Here is a 17,417-nt window from a genome sequence, read left to right as displayed (position 1 = left end):
AACGCCGATGACGATCGTCGTCGCCTACGCAGACACCCCGCCCGGACACGCCGCCGTCACGGCCGCGGTCGCCGAGTCCCGAGAGGGAGAAGCCGTGGTCATCGTGCCCGCCGTGCGCGACGAGCGTGTCCCCGACGTCGCGGAGATCGAAGGTCGGTGGCCGGAGCTCGGCGGCCGGGTCGAGGTCGAGCGCGGAGACCTGGGTGACCCCAGCGACACCGTCATCCAGGTCTCCCAGCGGCTCGACGCGCGCCTGGTCGTCCTGGGCCTGCGCGCGCGGACGCCGGTCGGCAAGCTGGTCTTCGGCAGCACCGCCCAGCGGATCCTGCTCGACGCCACCTGCCCCGTGCTCTCGGTCAAGCCGTCCGTGGCCGTCACCTGAGCGAGGACAAGGCGCTGCCACATCAGCCATTTGGCTGATCCCCGGCTCAGCCTTGTTCGCGATGATCTGCCATGCCACCGCTGATGGAGTTGGTGGCATGGCAGATTCTCTGGTTCGTACGCGGTCGGGTGCTCGTCCGCATGTCGCAGACAGGTTGACCTCGCGTCGTGGGGCCTGGGTGGCGCTCGGTCTCGCGGTGGTGGTGATGGGGGTGCTCTTCGGGGCCTTCGCCGGGGCGGAGGCTCCGGCACAGACCGGGCAGGCGCCGGCGGGGTCGGAGTCGACGAGGGTGGGCGAGCTCTTGGAGGAGTTCCCCGGTGCGGATCGACAGTCGGTGCTCGTCGTCGCCTCTCGCGAGGACGATGGTGCCCTCTCCAGCGGTGATCTCGACGACCTCGAGCGGCTCGGCGTCCAGGTGGGTGCGCAGGCCGCGCCGGGCGCCGCCGGCCCGATGCTCAGCGAGGACGGGAAGGCAGCAGCTCTCGCCGTCCCGATCGCGGTCGGCAGCGACAACGCCGAGACGTCCGGGGTGATCAAGGCCCTGCGTACCGACATCGCGGCGCAGACACCCGACGGGCTCACCCTGCAGGTGACGGGCGGACCGGCGTTCGGGGCCGATGCGGCCGCGGCCTTCGACGGCGCGGACATCACGCTGCTGCTGGTGACGGTCCTGATCGTGGCGGTGCTGCTGATCATCACCTACCGCTCGCCGGTGCTGTGGCTGATCCCGCTGATCGTGGTGGCCGTCGCCGATGCGCTCGCCGGGCGGGTCACGGCGGCAGCGGGAGCGCTGTGGGACTTCGGGTTCGACGCCGGCATCGTCAGCGTTCTCGTCTTCGGCGCGGGGACGAACTACGCGCTGCTGCTGATCTCGCGGTACCGGGAGGAGCTGCAGCGGACCGAGGACGACCGGCTGGCCCTGAGCACGGCCTGGCGGAAGACGGCGCTCGCGATCCTCGCCTCCAACCTGACCGTGGTGCTGGCCCTGCTGACGCTGGTCCTGGCCACGATCCCGATGACCCGCGGGCTGGGCGTTCCTGCGGCGATCGGTCTGCTGATCGCCCTCGTCGCGGTGCTGTTCGTGCTCCCGCCGGCCTTGGCGGTGTGCGGGCGTCGACTCTTCTGGCCGTTCGTCCCTCGCCCGGGTGAGTCGCGTGAGGAGGGCGGGGTCTGGCGCGCGGTCGCGTCGCGGGTGGTGAAGCGTCCGGTGGCGAGCCTGCTGGGTGGGCTCGCGCTGCTCGCGGTGATGGCCTCCGGCCTCTCCGGTACGTCGGTCGGGCTCGATCAGATCGAGAAGTTCCGGGTGCAGTCCGAGTCGGCCGCCGGTCTGGAGACGCTCTCGGCCCACTTCCCGCCCGGCGAGGCCCAGCCGGTCTACATCCTCGCCGACACCGAGATCGCCGCCGAGGTGGCCGCGGTCGCGGGTGACGTGGAGGGCGTGGTGCGCGCCCAGCCGGCCGGGGTCACCGACGACGGGTCCCTGACGAAGATCATGGTGACCAGCGACTACTCGCCCGGCACCGAGCGGAGTCTCGAGCAGATCGCCGACCTGCGGGAGGCGGTCCACCCGGTCGAGGGCGCGGACGCTCTCGTCGGCGGTGCGGTCGCGACCGAGCTGGACGCCGCCGAGGGGAGCGAGCGGGACCTGATGGTGATCGCGCCGCTGGTGCTCGCGGTGAGCTTCCTCGTGCTCCTGGTCCTGCTGCGCTCGCTCGTCGCACCCGGTCTGCTGCTCCTGGTGAACCTCGCCAGCGCGGTCGCCGCGATCGGCGCCGGGGCCTGGCTGAGCCGGGTCCTCTTTGATCAGCAGGCGCTCGACCAGCAGGTGCCGATCCTGGCGTTCCTGTTCCTGGTCGCGCTGGGGATCGACTACACGATCTTCCTCGTCCATCGGGCGCGCGCGGACGCGGCACGGCTCGGCACTCGGGCGGGCGTGGTCGAGGCGGTCGCCCACACCGGCGGTGTGATCACCAGCGCCGGCATCGTCCTCGCCGGGGTCTTCGCCGCTCTCGGTGTGCTGCCGCTGGTCACTCTCGGACAGCTGGGCCTGATCGTCGGTGTGGGCGTGCTCGTGGACACCCTGGTGGTGCGTACGGTGATCGTGCCGGCGATCTTCGCCCTGGTGGGCGACCGCATCTGGTGGCCGGGACGACCGCAGCGGGCCGGGGGAGAATCGAGCACATGAGTGTCGTACACGCACCGTTGAGGCAGCTCGGCGTCTCGCAACAGGCCCCGGCCGCCTCGACGGTGCGGGCGATGGAGATCGGGCAGCACGTCATCGCGGTCGTGCTGACGGCGATCGGCGTCAGCAGGGCGATCGGCGAGGGGGTGCCGCTTCCTGCCGCGGTCGTCTCGGGGCTGGCGATCCTCGGGTGGCACACCGCCGGCACGATCCTGCCGGTCAGGACGGGCTCGCGGCGGCTCCCGGTGTGGTGGCTGCTCGGCTTCGCGCTGATCTGGGTCGCCGCGGTCGCGGTCTCGGACGAGTTCGTCTGGCTCGCGTTCCTGCTCTGGCTGCTCGCCGGGCATCTGCTGCCGCTGCGCTGGGGCCTGGTCTTCTCGGCGGCGATCCTCGTGGTGGTGGTCGTGGCCCCGATCCTGCACCGTGGCTCGACCAGCTACGCGGACGTCTTCGGCCCGCTCATCGGCGGCATCTTCGCGTTCGGCATCTCCCGCGGATACCTGCAGCTCCTCCGCGACGCCGCCGAGCGAGAACGGCTGGTGACCTCATTGCGGAAGGCTCAGCAGGAGATGGCCGAGCTGCAGGACGAGCTCCTGCTCGCCCAGCGCCACTCCGGAGCGATCGCCGAGCGCACCCGGATCTCGCGAGACATCCACGACACCGTCGCGCAGGCGCTCTCCTCGATCCGGCTCCTCACCCACGCCGGGGGCAACCGCACCACGGACCCCGAGTCGTCGCGCACCTTCGAGCAGGTCGAGGCGCTGGCGGGCGACAGCCTCGCGGACGTACGCCGGATCGTCGAGGCCCTGGCACCGGCCGAGCTCGAGGACGCGGCCCTGGCATCGGCGCTTCGGCGCATGCTCGACCGCACGCACGAGGAGACCGGGCTGCACGTCGAGCTCCATGTCGACGACACGCTCCCGCTGCTGCGGACCGAGGTCGAGGTCGCGCTGCTCCGCACCGCTCAGTCGGCCCTCTCCAACGTACGTCTCCACGCCGGGGCGACCCGGGTCGTGGTCACGCTGATCGATGACGGTGACTCGGTGCGGATGGACATCAGCGACGATGGCGACGGGTTCGATGTCGCCGCCTGGGAACAGGACGCCGACGCCGGCTCTTCCAGCTATGGCCTGCGCTTCATGCGGGCCCGCCTGCGCGAGCTCGGAGGTGGACTCGACGTGGAGAGCACGCCCGGTGAGGGCACCGCCGTCTCCGCAAATCTCCCGATCCACATCGAGGCGTCGCGATGACCACGGTGCTCCTCGTCGACGACCACCCGGTCGTACGCAGCGGCCTGCGCGCCGTGATCGAGGCGGGCGACGCCCTGACGGTCGTCGGGGAGGCCGCCACCGGCGAAGAGGCGATCGTCCTCGCCGGTCACCTTCGCCCCGACGTCGTCCTGTGCGACCTACGCCTCGGGAGCGGGATCGACGGCATCCGGACCACCGTCGCGCTACGCGCCCTCGAGCCGGCGCCGGCCGTGCTGATCCTGACCACCTTCGACCGCGACGCCGAGGTGCTCGGTGCGATCGAGGCGGGTGCCGCCGGCTACCTGCTCAAGGACGTCGACCCCGAGGTCATCGTCCAGGGAATCCGCCGCGCCGCCGCCGGCGACATGGTCCTCGCCCCGGACCTGGCCACCCGGGTGCTCAAGGGCATGCGCAGCCCGCTGCCGCGGCTCACCGATCGCGAGATCGAGGTGCTGCGGCACCTCGCCAGGGGCGCGACCAACAAGGAGATCGCGCGCACTCTCTTCGTCACCGAGGCCACCGTGAAGAGCCACCTCGCGCACATCTTCACCAAGCTCGACGTCGACAGCCGCTCTCGGGCCATCCACGTCGCGCAGGAGACCGGGCTGATCTGACCGGTCTGGCCCGCCTCAGGTCTCGACGAGTCCCGACTGGTAGGCCCACACGGCGGCCTGGAGGCGGGACTTCACGCCGAGCTTGGGCATCATCCGGGCCAGGTGGGACTTGACCGTGGAGACCTCGAGGACGAGCGCCTGGGCGATCTCCTCGTTGGACATGCCCTCGGCCAGGTGGAGAAGGATGTCGAGCTCGCGGGTGGTGAGGAGCTCGCTGGCGCGCGCGGCGGTCACGGGTTGCGTACGCCTGCGGGTGACGACCTCGCGAAGGACGCGGCGGGTGAGCGAGGTGTCGAGGGTGCCGTGGCCGGCGGCGACGGAGCGTACGGCGGCGACGATGGCGTCGGGGTCGGCGTCCTTGAGGAGGAAGCCGGAGGCGCCGGCCTCGAGGGCACCGAAGACGTAGTCGTCGATGTCGAAGGTGGTCAGGACGAGCACCGGGATCGGGTCGGCGACGTCGGGACCGCAGAGCTCGCGGGTGGCGCTGATGCCGTCGCGGCCGGGCATGCGGATGTCCATGCAGACCACGTCGGGCCGCAGCGCGAGCGCCCGCTCGACCGCCACGGCACCGTCCTCGGCCACCGCGACGACCTCGATGTCGGGCTCGGTCTCCAGCAGCGTACGCAGCCCGGCACGCACCAGCGGCTGGTCGTCGGCGACCACGACCCGGATCATCCGGCCACCTCCGCGGTCGCGGGGGCGGGGATCCGCAGCCGCGTCTGCCAGCCGCCCTCGGCGGTCGGTCCGGCCTCGAGGGTCGAGTCGGTCAGGTCGGCGCGCTCCTGCATGCCGACCAGGCCCAGGCCACGCCGACGCGGCGTCCCAGCGGGGGTGATCGGCGGTGGCCCGTTGCGCACCGTCACCACCACCTCGGCCGGGTCCCGGGCGTCCAGGAGCACCTCGCACCGGGCACCCGGCGCGTGCCGGGCGGCGTTGGCGAGGCACTCCTGCACGGTGCGATAGGCGGAGAGCTGGGCGAGCGGCCCGACGCTCCCGGTGACGGAGCCGGCCCCCAGGGTGGAGAACGACACCTCGAGCCCGGCACGACGTGCGTCGTCGACGAGGGAGCCCAGCTCGGACAGCCGCTCGTGCCCGCTCGCCTCATCGGCCTGCCCCGGGCTCCGCAGCAGCGTGACCAGTCCGCGCAGCTCGCGCAGCATCGCGGTGCTCTGGGTGCGGACCTGGCGTACGGACTCCTTCGCTCCCGCCGGGTCGGTGTCGATCTGCCGCTCGACCGCGCCGGTCATCACCGCGATGCCGGTCAGGTGGTGGGCGGCGATGTCGTGGAGCTCGCGGGCCATCGCCGTACGCTCCTCCGCGATCGCCGCGGCGATCTGGGCGGACTGCTCGCGGTCGACGGCGTCCGCGAGGTCGGTCCGGGCCGACCTCGCGTCGCGGCGTGCGCGCACGGTGGCGGCGAGCAGCGCCGGAGCGGCGATCACGCCCGCACCCTGGACGAGACCGGCCAGGACCGCGGTGCCGACCGGGAGGCCGATGCTCGTCTGGCTCAGGCAGGTGCCGAGCGCGACCAGCAGCCCGGCCCCGGTCAGCGCCCCAGCGAGCGGCCGGGCCCGGAGGGGGAGTGGCACCGAGGTCACCGCCGACCACACCGCGACCAGCACGGCCGCCGAGGCGAGGCTGGTGGTGTCACCGGCGCCGCTGACGGCCAGCAGGACGGAGGCGGCGGCCACGACCAGCAGCACCGCCAACGGCCGCGAGCGCCGCTCGAGGAGCACCGCCGCCTGGACGGTGAGCACCACCAGCGCGACCCACCAACCCGCGCTGCCGAGTGCGGGGCTGCCGCCGATCTCGGCGTCGGCCGAGTCGAGGCTCGGCGCGGCGACCAGCAGCGTCGTGGTGACCAGCCAGACCACCACGGGAGGGATCAGTCGCGGCAGCATCCGTGTCGTCTCGTCGCTCACGCGACCACCTCCGTAGCGCAAGCGCCAGAATACGGACGAGGTCGCGTGTTGTTTTGTTGGTTCACTCGCTGACGCTCGCTCACGCCATCATCCTTTCCGCAACCGGTCCCGGTCGCCAGCATCTTTCGATGCAAGTACGAAGGTTCGCTCTTTTGCCCGGCGCGACGGGACCGGCCCCGTTCCTAGGTTCAGGTCAGGAAAGCGACCCATGCCGAAAGGGAACGACCATGACCACGACCACGACCCAGCCAGTGACGCAGCCAGATCAGGGCTTACGAGCATTTGTCACCCGCCACCAGCTCTCCACCTTCTTCGTGCTCGCCCTCGCGGCGAGCTGGTTGGCCTGGACACCGTACGTCCTGTCCAACAGCGGCCTCGGCGTCTGGGACCTCACCTTCCCCGGCGGCATGATCGGCGGCCAGCTCCTCGGGATGCTCCCGGGCGCGTACCTCGGCCCGATCGGCAGCGCCGCGCTGGTCACCGGCCTCGTCGGCGGCCGAGCGGGCCTGCGGGCCTGGGTCGTCGGGATGTGGCGCTGGCGGGCGAGCTGGCGCTGGTACGCCGGCATCCTGATCGGCGTCCCGGCCACGATCATCATCGCGACCCAGGCCGTCGGTGGGCAGATGGCGGCGCCGTCGCAGGCGTGGCTGTTCGTGCTGGTGGCGTACGTCCCCGGGCTCATCCTGCAGATGATCACGACCGGCCTCGCCGAGGAGCCGGGCTGGCGCGACTTCGCCCTGCCCCGCCTGCAGCGGAAGGTCGGACCGCTCGGCTCCGCCTTCGTGCTCGGCCCGATCTGGGCGCTGTGGCACATGCCGCTCTTCCTGACCGACTGGGCCGGCTGGCCGGACGTGCGCTGGTACGCCCCGCTCGTCTTCGCGGCCTTCTGTGTCACCTTCGGGATCGTGATGACCTGGGTCTTCAACCGCACCGGACAGAGCCTGCCGCTGGCGATGCTCCTGCACACCAGCGTCAACAACTACGCCTCGGTGGCCTCCACCGAGCTCTTCCCGGGCGTCGACGCCGACCGGTTCCAGTTCGCGGGGCTGCTCGCCGCGGGGATCGGCGCGGCGATCGTCATCGTCGCCACGCGCGGGCGGCTCGGCTACGACGTGAGGCGTTAGTCGGCGGCCGCCTGGACGGGCTCCCGGAGGGTCTCGGCCTCCGGGGCGCCGTCCTCGGCCGCGGTGAGCAGGAACCGGAGTCTGGTCAGCACCAGGCCCGCGGTGAGGGTGCCGCCGATCACGACGACCGCCCACAGGTGGCCGAGACCGCTGCCGATGAGGGATCCGGCCAGCGCGGGCCCGAGGATCTGGCCGAGGGTCAGGGTGAGGCCGAGGGAGGCGTTGTAGCGGCCGCGCAGGTGGTCGGGGGCGATGGTGTTCGCCAGCCCGGTCACGATCGGCGCCCACAGCGTCTCGCCGAGTCCGAAGATCGCCAGGCCGATCACGACGGCAGCGATCGCGCCGGCGACCGGCATCAGGTCAGCGGCCGCCAGTACGCTCCAGGCCAGCGACCAGGTGAGCACGGCGCACGCCAGTGCGGTCGTACGCCGCCACCCGGAGGTGAGCCGCAGCAGGATCACCTGCCCGCAGACGATCACGGCGGCGTTGGCGGCGAAGGCCCAGCCGAGCGCGGTCGCCGGCACCCCGGCCACGTCGACGGCGTAGGCGGTCGCGCCGGCCTCGAGCTGTCCGTAGCCGAAGGTCACCGCGAGCACGCCGCAGGCGACCAGGGCCACCGCCCGTCGGTCGCGAAGCACCTCGACCCAGGATCCAGCGGTCGCGTCGTTCGCGTCGTCCTGCGCGGGACGGGCCGGGGAGCGGACCAGGAACGCCAGTACCGCGGCGTAGACGAGATAGGCGACGGCGTCGCACAGGTAGAGCACCTGGAAGGTCTCGGGGCGGGTCACGTCGATCAGGAACGCGCTGACCAGGCCACCCACGCCGATGCCCGCGTTCAGTCCCAAGAAGGCGAAGCCGTAGGCCCGCTCGCGGTCCGCGGCAGGGACCATCCCGGCCAGCAGCGTCGTCGTGCCCGGCCACAGCGGAGAGGCGCCCACGACCACTCCGGCCAGCACCGCCATCGTCGGCACGGTCCCGTCGACGAAGCCGAGCGACCCGATCGAGACCGACTCCACGACCAGCGCGGCGATCAGGACCGCGCGAGGCCCGAAGCGGTCGAGGAGCGCTCCGACCCCCGGGGCGGCCGCCAGCCCGACCAGACCCATCCAGGCGAACATCCAGCCGGCCGTCGATGACCCGAGGTCCTGGACCTGGGCCATGTAGACGTAGAGGAACGGGAGGGTCAGGCCGTTGCCGAGGGATGCGAAGGCGAAGCCTGCGAGCACGCGGGTGGCCTGGGTGGGGGAGTGCGGCACGGGTGTGATCGTCCTCTCTCTGGCCCACCTGTCTGGCGGGGGCGTGTTTAGGGTAGCCTCACTTAGGTTCGCCTAACCTAATCCCCCGTGTCGAAGGAGACCAGTGAGCGCACCGCACTTGGAGCATCTGTTCCACCCCGACAATGCTCGTGAGTACACCAGCGGCATCACCGAAGCAATCCGGCTGCTCGTCGACCAGCTCGCCACCCTGGAGGGTCCCACCACCGGGATCTCGCCCGAGGCGGCCGCCGGACCGGTCGCCGAGGTCGACCTGGACAACCCCCTCGTCGACGGCGCCGCCGCGCTGGCCGAGGTCAGCAAGCTGTGGCTCCAGGACGCCGTCTGGTTCCACGACCCTTCCTATGCCGCCCACCTCAACTGCCCGGTCGTGATTCCCTCCCTCGTCGGGGAGCTGCTGATCGCGGCCGTCAACACCTCGATGGACACCTTCGACCAGTCCGTGGGCGGTACGTTCATGGAGCGTCGTCTCATCGACTGGACCGCGGCCCGCGCGGGCTACCCGGAGGCAACCCGCGACGGCATCTTCACCAGCGGCGGCAGCCAGTCCAACCTGCAGGCGCTGCTCCTGGCCCGCGGTGAGGCGGAGCGCCGCGGCGTACCTCTGGACCGGCTGCGCTTCCTGACCTCCGCGGACAGCCACTTCTCCATCGCCAAGTCGGCCCGCCTGCTCGGCATGGGCGACGCGGCCGCGATCGCGATCCCGACCGACGCCGAGCACCGGATGGACGTCGTCGCGCTGCGCGAGGCGCTCGACGAGTGCGTCGTCGACGGTCTCGTCCCGGCCGCGGTCGTGGCCACCGCCGGCACCACCGACTTCGGTGTCATCGACCCTCTCCACGCCATCGCCGACGCCTGCCAGGACTTCAACGTCTGGTTCCACGTCGACGCGGCGTACGGCGGTGGGCTGCTCGCCTCGCCGAAGTATCGCCACCTGCTCGACGGCATCGAGCGGTCGAACTCGATCACGATCGACTACCACAAGACCTGGTTCCAGCCGGTCTCCTCCAGCGCGCTCCTGGTCCGCGACCTGGCGACCATGCAGCACGCCTCCTGGTACGCCGACTACCTCAACCCGCGGGAGTCGGAGAACCCCAACCAGGTCGACAAGTCTCTCCAGACCACCCGCCGCTTCGACGCGCTCAAGCTGTGGCTCACGCTGCGCACGATGGGCCCCGACCAGATCGGCGCCTACCTGGAGACCGTCATCGACCTCGCGCGCGAGGTCTACGACATCCTCAGCGTGCAGCCCGACATCGAGGTCATCACGCCCTCCCAGCTCTCCACGGTCGTGTTCCGCTACGTCGACCCGCACCTCGACGAGGACGCTCTGGGTGACCTCAACCGCCGTATCCGTGCCGAGATGTGGAGCGGCGGTCGCGGTGTCGTCGCCGCGACCAAGGTCGACGGCCGGCAGTTCCTCAAGCTCACCCTGCTCAATCCCAAGGCCTCGGTGCAGGACGTACTCGAGATCATCGAGCAGGTCCGTACGCTGGGCCGCGCCGTTCCGGAGGTCGCCCGATGACCGCACCGACCACTGTGTTCACCGACGCCCGCGTCCACGACCTGATCGGGATCGGGCTCGGCCCCTTCAACCTCGGCCTGGCCGCTCTCGCCGATCCGATCGACGAGCTCGACTGCCTCTTCCTCGAGGGACGCGACCGGTTCGACTGGCACCCCGGGATGATGCTCGACGAGGCCACCTTGCAGGTGCCGTTCCTCGCCGATCTGGTGACCATGGCCGACCCGACCTCGCGGTTCAGCTTCCTCAACTTCCTCAAGCAGACCGGCCGGATCTACCCGTTCTACATCCGCGAGAACTTCCTGCCACACCGGCGCGAGTACAACCAGTACTGCCAGTGGGTCGCCGAGCGGCTCGACTCCGTCCGCTTCGGACAGCAGGTCACCTCCGTGGAGCACGACGGGGAGACGTACGTCGTCACCACCGCCTCCGGCGAGACCCATCGGACCAGGCGGCTGGTGCTCGGGACCGGGACGACCCCACGCGTCCCGGAGTGTGCGGCCGAGGCCGTCGCCGCGGAGGGGCCGGCGCTGCACAGCGCCGAGTACCTGGCCCGCAAGGACGAGCTCGTCACCCGGCGCAGCATCACCGTCGTCGGCAGCGGCCAGTCGGCCGCCGAGGTCTACCTCGACCTGCTGACCGCCCAGCCCGACCACGACTACCAGCTGGCCTGGCTGACCCGCAGCCCGCGGTTCTTCTCGATGGAGTACACCAAGCTCACCCTCGAGCTGACCTCCCCGGAGTACTCCGCCTACTTCCAGGCGCTCCCCAGCGAGAAGCGTGACCGGCTCCTGAAGGCGCAGCAGAGCCTCTACAAGGGCATCTCGGGCGACACCATCGACGCGATCCATGAGGCGCTCTACACCCGCTCGGTCACCGAGGCGGCCGAGACCACGCTGCTCACCAACACCGAGGTGCGCGGCGTGACCCGCACCGAGAGTGGCTACCACCTCGCGCTGCACCACGTGGAGCAGGAGGAGGACTACGAGATGTCGACCGAGGCGCTCGTCCTCGCCACCGGCTACCGCGCCGGCATCCCGGACTTCCTGGAGCCCGTCCGCGACCGGATCCGCCTCGACTCGCAGGGCCGTTTTGCGGCCAGCTCGACCTTCTCGGTCGACACCGCCGACCGCGAGATCTGGGTGCAGAACGGCGAGGAGCACACCCACGGCTTCGTCGCCCCCGACCTCGGCATGGGCGCCTACCGCAGCTCGGTGATCCTCGCCGCCGTCCTCGGCCGCGAGCCGTACCCGATCGAGAAGCGGGTCGCCTTCCAGGAGTTCGGCGTCCCGGACCGGTTCCGGATCTTGCCTGAGCACAGCCAGCCTACGGAGGAGAACCGATGAGGATCACGATCGAGCCGCTCGAGATCGAGGCCCACCTCGGCACCGTCCACTCCTGGGTGACCCACCCGCGCTCGGCGTACTGGATGATGCTGGACGCCACCCTGGAGGACGTCGCCGCGGAGTACGCGCGCATCGCCGGCCACCCGCACCACGACGCCTGGCTGGGCCGGGTCGACGGCGCACCCGCGTTCCTGGTCGAGACCTACGACCCCGCCCACAGCGAGCTCGCCGGAATCACCCACGTGCCCGACCTCGCCGCCGGCGACCTGGGCATGCACGTCCTGGTCGCGCCGACCTCGGGCGAGCCCGTCACCGGCTACACCACCCGGGTCTTCCGGGCGGTCATGCGGCACTGCTTCGCGGACCCCGGCGTGCGTCGCGTGGTGGTCGAGCCGGACGTACGCAACGAGGCGATCCGGCGCAAGAACACCGAGGCGGGCTTCGTCGAGCTGCGCGAGATCAGCATCGGCGAGAAGATCGCGATGCTCTCGGTCTGCACCCGGGAGATGTACGCAGCCGCCCACCTGCGCCCGGAGAACCTGCGTGTCGCGCACCGCCACCTGGTCGCCAAGGCGATCGCGGAGTTCAGCCACGAGCGGATGATCGCGCCCGTGGCCACCGACACGGGCTGGGAGCTGCAGGGGCCGTCCTCGACCTACGCCTTCACCGGGCGCCGCTTCCAGCTCGAGCACTGGGTGGTGGACCCGGCCTCGATCGTCCGGATGGCCGGAGGTGAGGAGGCCGAGGTCGACGCGCAGGCGTTCGTCGCCGAGTTCGCGCCCGATCTCGGGATCCCGGACAAGCTGCTGCCGACCTACCTGGAGGAGCTGGCGGCCACGATCGCCTCGGCCTGCTGGAAGCTCGAGCACCAGACGCTGACCGCCGCCGACCTGGTCGATGCCGACCACCAGAGCGTCGAGGGTGCGATGAGCGAGGGCCACCCGGCCTTCGTCGCCAACAACGGCCGGATCGGCTTCGACATCGATGACCACGCCCGCTGGGCGCCGGAGACGAGCAATGACCTGAGCCTGCTCTGGATCGCCGTCTCGCGGGACCAGTCCCACCTGGCCCTGGGCCGTGGCGAGAACGAGGGCCGTCTTTATGCGGCCGAGCTCGGCGAGGCGACCCTGGCCCGGTTCGCGGCCAAGCTGCGTGGGCTCGGGCTCGACCCGGACAAGTTCCGCTATCTGCCGGTCCACCCGTGGCAGTGGCGTCACAAGCTGGCGGTCACCTTCGCCACCGACGTCGCCGCGCGCCGGATCGTGCTGGTCGGCGAGGGCGAGGACGTCCACCGCCCGCAGCAGTCGATCCGGACGTACTTCAACACCTCGCGTCCGGAGCGGCACTACGTCAAGACCGCGCTGTCGATCCAGAACATGGGCTTCATGCGCGGTCTCTCGCCGGCCTACATGGCGGCCACCCCGGCCATCAACGACTGGGTCGCCGACGTGGTGGAGGGCGACGCGGAGCTGAAGGAGCGCGGCTTCGGGGTCCTGCGCGAGCTCGCCTCGATCGGCTGGACCGGCGACGTGTTCCACTCCCTGCCGAACCCGTCGCCCTACCGGAAGATGATCGCCGCGCTGTGGCGGGAGTCGCCGGTGCCGCGCCTGGCCGAGGGGGAGCGGTGCGCGACGATGGCGGCGATGCTCCACCGCGACGCCGCCGGTGCCTCGTACGCGGTCGAGCTGGTCCGCGCCTCCGGGCTGCCCGCTCGGGAGTGGGTCCGCAGCTACCTCGACGCCTATCTGCGCCCGCTGGTGCACTGCCTGCTGGCGTACGACCTGGTGTTCATGCCGCACGGCGAGAACCTGGTGATGGTGCTGCGCGACCATGTCCCGGTGCGGATGTTCATGAAGGACATCGGCGAGGAGGTGGCGGTGATGGGTGACCTGCCGCTGCCCGAGGAGGTCTCCCGGATCCGCGGCTCCTTCCCCGACGACGTCAAGGCTCTGGCCGTCCACACCGACATCTTCGACGGGGTGCTGCGCTACGTCGCCGCGATCCTCGATGATGAGGGGGTGCTGCCGGAGACCGAGTTCTGGGCCGAGACGCGGGCCTGCATCGTCGACCATGCCGCCGACCACCCCGAGCTGGCGGATGCGGTCGCGCGCTACGACTTCCTCCGCCCGCGCTTCCGCCACTCCTGCCTCAACCGGCTCCAGCTGCGCAACACGCTGCAGATGGTCGACATCACCGACCAAGCCGAGTCGCTCATGTTCGCCGGCACGCTGGCCAACCCGATCGCATGAGCGTTCTCCTTCGAGACGAGTGGGGCATCCCGCATGTGCGGGGTGCCTCGCTCGCCGAGGTGGCCCGGCTGCAGGGCTGGGCCACCGCGCGGGACCGCGCCTGGCAGCTCGAGATCGAGCGGCTGCGCAGCGAGGGCTGCACCGCGGAGCTGCTCGGCCCGGCCGGGCTCGAGTGGGACATCTTCGCTCGCCGTGCCCGGCTGGCGGCGGTGGCGCAGGCGGCCTACGAGCGACTCGACGAGGAGACGCAGCGGTTCCTGACGGCGTACGTCGAAGGGGTCCGCTCCGGTCTTGCGGAGACCTCCTGTGTCGAGCTCGACGGGCCCGACGGGCTCGGGCCCACGCCGGGGATCTGGCAGCCGTGGACGCCGCTGGCGGTCTTCTGGGTGCACCAGATCCTCTTCGGGTCCTTCCCCTCGAAGCTCTTCGGTGCCCGGGCCGCGCGGGTGCTCGGTGCCGAGGCCGAGCTGTTCCGCACCGAGGGCCTCTCCGGTGGCTCGAACGCGTACGCCGTCGGCGGCGGCCGCACCCGCTCCGGTATGCCGCTGGTGGCCGGTGACCCGCACCGGGTCTTCGAGGCGCCCAACGTCTACCTCCAGGTACGGCTCGCGTGCACCGACCCCGACGACTCCTTCGACGTGGTCGGGCTGACGTTCCCCGGCGTACCTGGCGTGCAGCACTTCGCGCACGCCGGTCGGGTCGCGTGGGGGATCACCAACGCGATGGGCGACTACCAGGATCTCTTCCGCGTCGACCTGCGTCCCGGCGGTGATGTGGCGCGGCGGAGCATGGAGACGGTGCTCGTCCGCGGACAGGAGCCGGTCGAGGTCGAGGTCCTCGAGACCGAGCGTGGCCCGGTGGTCCTCGAAGATCCGGAGGAGGGCTGGGGCCAGGCGCTGCGTACGCCCGGGCACGAGCTCGCAGACCTGGGCTTCGGGGCGTTGCTTCCGCTGCTGCGGGCACGCTCGGTCGCCGATGTCGAGGCCGCCGTGGCGGGATGGGTCGAGCCGGTCAACAACTGGGTCATCGCCGACGTGGCGGGCCAGGTCGTCCACACGGTCGGCGGCCGGGTGCCGCGGCGCGACGAGGCGGGGGAGTGGACCGGCTGGGTCGACCCGCTGCCGCGGCGTACGGCGCCGGCGGACGGTTCCGTCGTGACCGCCAACGACCGCTGCATGCCGGAGTTCGACGTGCTCGCGGTCGGTTTCGCGCCGCCGTTCCGTGCGGACCGGATCGCGCACCTCCTTGACGAAGCCGGGCCCCTCGATGCTGAGCAGGCAGTGGCGGTCCTCGCCGACACGACCCAGACCGCTGGCAAGCCGCTGCTCGGGCTGGTCCCGGCCGATCTACGGCCCCGGGCACTGGCCGGGTGGGACGGAGCGATGGACGGCTCGCCGGGCGCGGCCTGGTACGCCGCGCTGCGTGCCGAGGTCGTCGACCGCATCTGCGCGGCACCGGTGCTCGCGCCGCTGCGGGAGCCGTCGGAGCATGGCCCCCTCTACGAGCCGTGGTTCAGCCTCTCCGCGCGGGTGGCCGGGGCCCTGCACGTCATCTTGGCCGCGGAGAAGCCCTTCGGTCTGGACCCGCGAGCGCTTGTGGCCGAGGCTGCGAAGGCCGTACGCGACGCCGGCGGCGAGCCGACGCCCTGGCCGGAGTGTCACCGCTTCTGGCCGCTACACGCGCTGGAGCAGTTCGACCTCCCGCACACGCGTACCGCCCCCGCCACCCCGCTGCCCGGCGACACCGACACGGTCCGCTGCAACGCCTGGATCCCGGGCACCACCGTGACCGTCCGGGGCTCTGTGGCGCGCTACGCCTGGGATCTGGCCGACCGCGACAACAGCCGCTGGGTCGTACCCCTCGGTGTCAGCGGTTCCCCCGACAGCCCCCACCACGCCGACCAGCACGCCGCCTGGGCCAGGGGAGGCGCGGTCCGCGTCGTCACCGACTGGTCCCTGCTCACCGAGGAGAAGACATGCCCCTGAAAGATCCAGCCCTGACCATTCGTGACCTGGAGCCGTCGGCCGACATCGACCTGCTGTGCGACTGGCTGCACGACGACCGGGCCCGGTTCTGGGGCATGGTCGAGAAGCCGCGCGAGGAGATCGAGGAGATCTACACCTGGCTTCAGGAGCAGCCCCATCTGGCTGCGTACATCGTCGAGCTCGATGGCGATCCGGTCGCGCTCTTCCAGACCTGGGACCCCGAGGTCGACGAGCTCGGCACCTTCTACGATCGCCGCCCCGGCGACATCGGCGTCCACCTCTTCCTGGCCGACACCCCGACCCGCAAGGGCCGGACGGAGGAGGTCCTCGAGTTCTTCCTGGAGGAGGTCATCTCCAAGTCCGGCGCCCGCCGCGCCGTCGTCGAGCCCGACGCCTCCAACGAGGCCTCGCTCGCCAGGCTCGACGACTACGGCTTCAAGCGGGGCCCTGTCGTTCAGCTTCCGCACAAGGTCGCCCAGTACGCCTTCCTAGACCTGCGCTGACTCATGCGAGCTTCGAGGCGACCTCGTTGAGGTTGGCCCGGAGCTTGGCGCGGTAGGCGTCGTGCTGCTCGGGCAGCCGTGCGTCACAGAAGGCGGCGAGGTCGGTTCCGGTGACCTCGATGACCGAACGCCCCGCAGCGGCCTCGGTCTCGAAGAGGTCGAGGATCTCGCGGAGGACCTCGACGATGTCCATGCCGTCGCCGGCGGTGAAGCGCCACATGTAGTTCTTCATCTCGCCGTAGACGGTGCGGTAGTCGGCGGGCAGTTCTGCGGCGCGGGCTTCCATGCGCTTCCAGTCCTTCTTGTCGCCGATGAGGCGGGTGAGGAGGTTGTTCATGTCGGGCTCCTTCTTCGGTGGTGTGTTTCTCCGGCTCCTTGTTTGGGGCCGTGGAAGAAGCGTGCGGCCCTGACGTAGCGTCAAGGTCAAGCACCGATCCGAAGAAAGTTCTCGGGGGCCCTCGGGCCTCAGGCGGCGAGGGTGTGGTCGAGAAGTACGTCGCGCAGCACGAACTCGGCCCGGGACAGGGGTGGTGGATCCGGTGCCCAGGCGTCGGGCGGCGGGCTGACATAGGTATGGCCCGTTGGCGTGATGGTGATGATGCTGCCGTCGGGTCCTGGTCTGGCTTGCCAGCCGAGGGCTTCCTTGGCCTGATTGCACCTTTCACAGAGACCCTGCAGGTTCTCCGCACTGGTTTCGCCGCCGTCCGCGTGACGTTCGATGTGGTCGATGTTCCGGATCGGGGCGTCGCAGCCGTTGGTGCGGCAGATCCCGCCGTCACGCGTGGTGATGAACTCGGCGAGCCCGTCGGGTGCTTTGCGGGAGCGGGATTCCATCGCGATCAGTTGTCCGGTGGGGTCGGTGAAGAGTCGGCGGACGAAGACCTCGGCGTCGGCGAGTGCTTCGCGGGCCCATCCGGCGGGGACGGGTCCGTAGCCCTCGACCATGGCCGGCTGGTCGCCGTCGTTGGTGAGCGAGTCGGCGGTCATCACGATCTTGACCTCGATCCGAGGCTTGGCTCCGGTGGTGCTGCGGCCGGTGACTCGGTCGACGAGGGTGTCGGCCA

The 17,417-nt window shown here is 71.0% G+C and carries 15 protein-coding genes; 10 read left to right on the top strand and 5 right to left on the bottom strand.

Annotation, left to right across the window (positions count from 1 at the left end):
• Positions 1–7: 7 nt before the first annotated feature.
• The 4 genes from ACFWQC_RS23635 to ACFWQC_RS23620 all read left to right on the top strand — a co-directional run bounded on the left by ACFWQC_RS23635 (position 8) and on the right by ACFWQC_RS23620 (position 4,428).
• Positions 8–382, top strand: coding sequence for a universal stress protein (locus ACFWQC_RS23635; protein ID WP_378683720.1), 375 nt, complete (start codon positions 8–10; stop codon positions 380–382).
• 97 nt (positions 383–479) lie between these two features.
• Positions 480–2,567 (top strand): MMPL family transporter, encoded by a 2,088-nt coding sequence (locus ACFWQC_RS23630; RefSeq protein ID WP_378683717.1) that lies wholly within the window; start codon positions 480–482, stop codon positions 2,565–2,567.
• Positions 2,564–3,814: a sensor histidine kinase gene (locus ACFWQC_RS23625; protein ID WP_378683714.1), complete on the top strand. Its 1,251-nt coding sequence runs from the start codon at positions 2,564–2,566 to the stop codon at positions 3,812–3,814. The genes ACFWQC_RS23630 and ACFWQC_RS23625 overlap by 4 nt, the downstream gene beginning before the upstream one ends.
• Complete coding sequence (locus ACFWQC_RS23620; protein WP_378683710.1) at positions 3,811–4,428, top strand: response regulator; 618 nt, start codon at positions 3,811–3,813, stop codon at positions 4,426–4,428. The genes ACFWQC_RS23625 and ACFWQC_RS23620 overlap by 4 nt, the downstream gene beginning before the upstream one ends.
• Positions 4,429–4,443: 15 nt before the next feature.
• Here the strand turns inward: ACFWQC_RS23620 and ACFWQC_RS23615 are convergent, their stop codons facing one another.
• Both ACFWQC_RS23615 and ACFWQC_RS23610 read right to left on the bottom strand, forming a co-directional pair.
• A complete protein-coding gene (locus ACFWQC_RS23615; protein ID WP_378683707.1) occupies positions 4,444–5,103 on the bottom strand; it encodes a response regulator in 660 nt (219 codons plus the stop codon).
• Positions 5,100–6,350 carry a sensor histidine kinase gene (locus tag ACFWQC_RS23610; protein ID WP_378683704.1) on the bottom strand — a complete coding sequence of 417 codons (1,251 nt, stop codon included), beginning with the start codon at positions 6,348–6,350 and terminating at the stop codon, positions 5,100–5,102. The genes ACFWQC_RS23615 and ACFWQC_RS23610 overlap by 4 nt, the downstream gene beginning before the upstream one ends.
• 227 nt (positions 6,351–6,577) lie before the next feature.
• Here ACFWQC_RS23610 and ACFWQC_RS23605 point away from each other — a divergent pair, with 227 nt between their 5' ends.
• Entirely contained in the window at positions 6,578–7,474 is an 897-nt protein-coding gene (locus ACFWQC_RS23605; RefSeq protein WP_378683701.1) for a type II CAAX prenyl endopeptidase Rce1 family protein, read from the top strand.
• On the opposite strand, the gene ACFWQC_RS23600 is transcribed toward ACFWQC_RS23605, so the two are convergent.
• Complete coding sequence (locus tag ACFWQC_RS23600; RefSeq protein WP_378683698.1) at positions 7,471–8,730, bottom strand: MFS transporter; 1,260 nt, start codon at positions 8,728–8,730, stop codon at positions 7,471–7,473. The genes ACFWQC_RS23605 and ACFWQC_RS23600 overlap by 4 nt on opposite strands.
• A 103-nt stretch (positions 8,731–8,833) precedes the next feature.
• On the opposite strand from ACFWQC_RS23600, the gene ACFWQC_RS23595 reads away from it, so the two are divergent.
• From ACFWQC_RS23595 to ACFWQC_RS23575, 5 genes are read left to right on the top strand one after another with little or no spacing between them, the layout of a single operon-like run.
• A complete protein-coding gene (locus tag ACFWQC_RS23595) occupies positions 8,834–10,273 on the top strand; it encodes a pyridoxal phosphate-dependent decarboxylase family protein (protein ID WP_378683695.1) in 1,440 nt (479 codons plus the stop codon).
• Positions 10,270–11,616: a lysine N(6)-hydroxylase/L-ornithine N(5)-oxygenase family protein gene (locus tag ACFWQC_RS23590; RefSeq protein ID WP_378683692.1), complete on the top strand. Its 1,347-nt coding sequence runs from the start codon at positions 10,270–10,272 to the stop codon at positions 11,614–11,616. Before ACFWQC_RS23595 ends, ACFWQC_RS23590 begins: the two co-directional genes overlap by 4 nt.
• Entirely contained in the window at positions 11,613–13,865 is a 2,253-nt protein-coding gene (locus ACFWQC_RS23585) for a GNAT family N-acetyltransferase (protein ID WP_378683689.1), read from the top strand. Before ACFWQC_RS23590 ends, ACFWQC_RS23585 begins: the two co-directional genes overlap by 4 nt.
• On the top strand, positions 13,862–15,850 hold the full coding sequence (locus tag ACFWQC_RS23580; protein WP_378683686.1) for a penicillin acylase family protein: 1,989 nt from the start codon (positions 13,862–13,864) through the stop codon (positions 15,848–15,850). The genes ACFWQC_RS23585 and ACFWQC_RS23580 overlap by 4 nt, the downstream gene beginning before the upstream one ends.
• Positions 15,841–16,353: a GNAT family N-acetyltransferase gene (locus tag ACFWQC_RS23575; RefSeq protein ID WP_378683683.1), complete on the top strand. Its 513-nt coding sequence runs from the start codon at positions 15,841–15,843 to the stop codon at positions 16,351–16,353. The genes ACFWQC_RS23580 and ACFWQC_RS23575 overlap by 10 nt, the downstream gene beginning before the upstream one ends.
• A 1-nt stretch (position 16,354) precedes the next feature.
• Here ACFWQC_RS23575 and ACFWQC_RS23570 read toward each other — a convergent pair whose 3' ends face one another.
• Positions 16,355–16,690 (bottom strand): DUF1048 domain-containing protein, encoded by a 336-nt coding sequence (locus ACFWQC_RS23570; RefSeq protein WP_378683680.1) that lies wholly within the window; start codon positions 16,688–16,690, stop codon positions 16,355–16,357.
• A 128-nt stretch (positions 16,691–16,818) separates the two neighbouring features.
• A partial coding sequence (locus ACFWQC_RS23565) for an HNH endonuclease (protein WP_378683677.1) occupies positions 16,819–17,417 on the bottom strand: 599 nt, incomplete at its 5' end.

Source organism: Nocardioides sp. NPDC058538, from assembly GCF_042719275.1.
Taxonomy (GTDB): Bacteria; Actinomycetota; Actinomycetes; order Propionibacteriales; family Nocardioidaceae; genus Nocardioides.
This window is presented reverse-complemented; position numbering and strand designations above follow the sequence as displayed.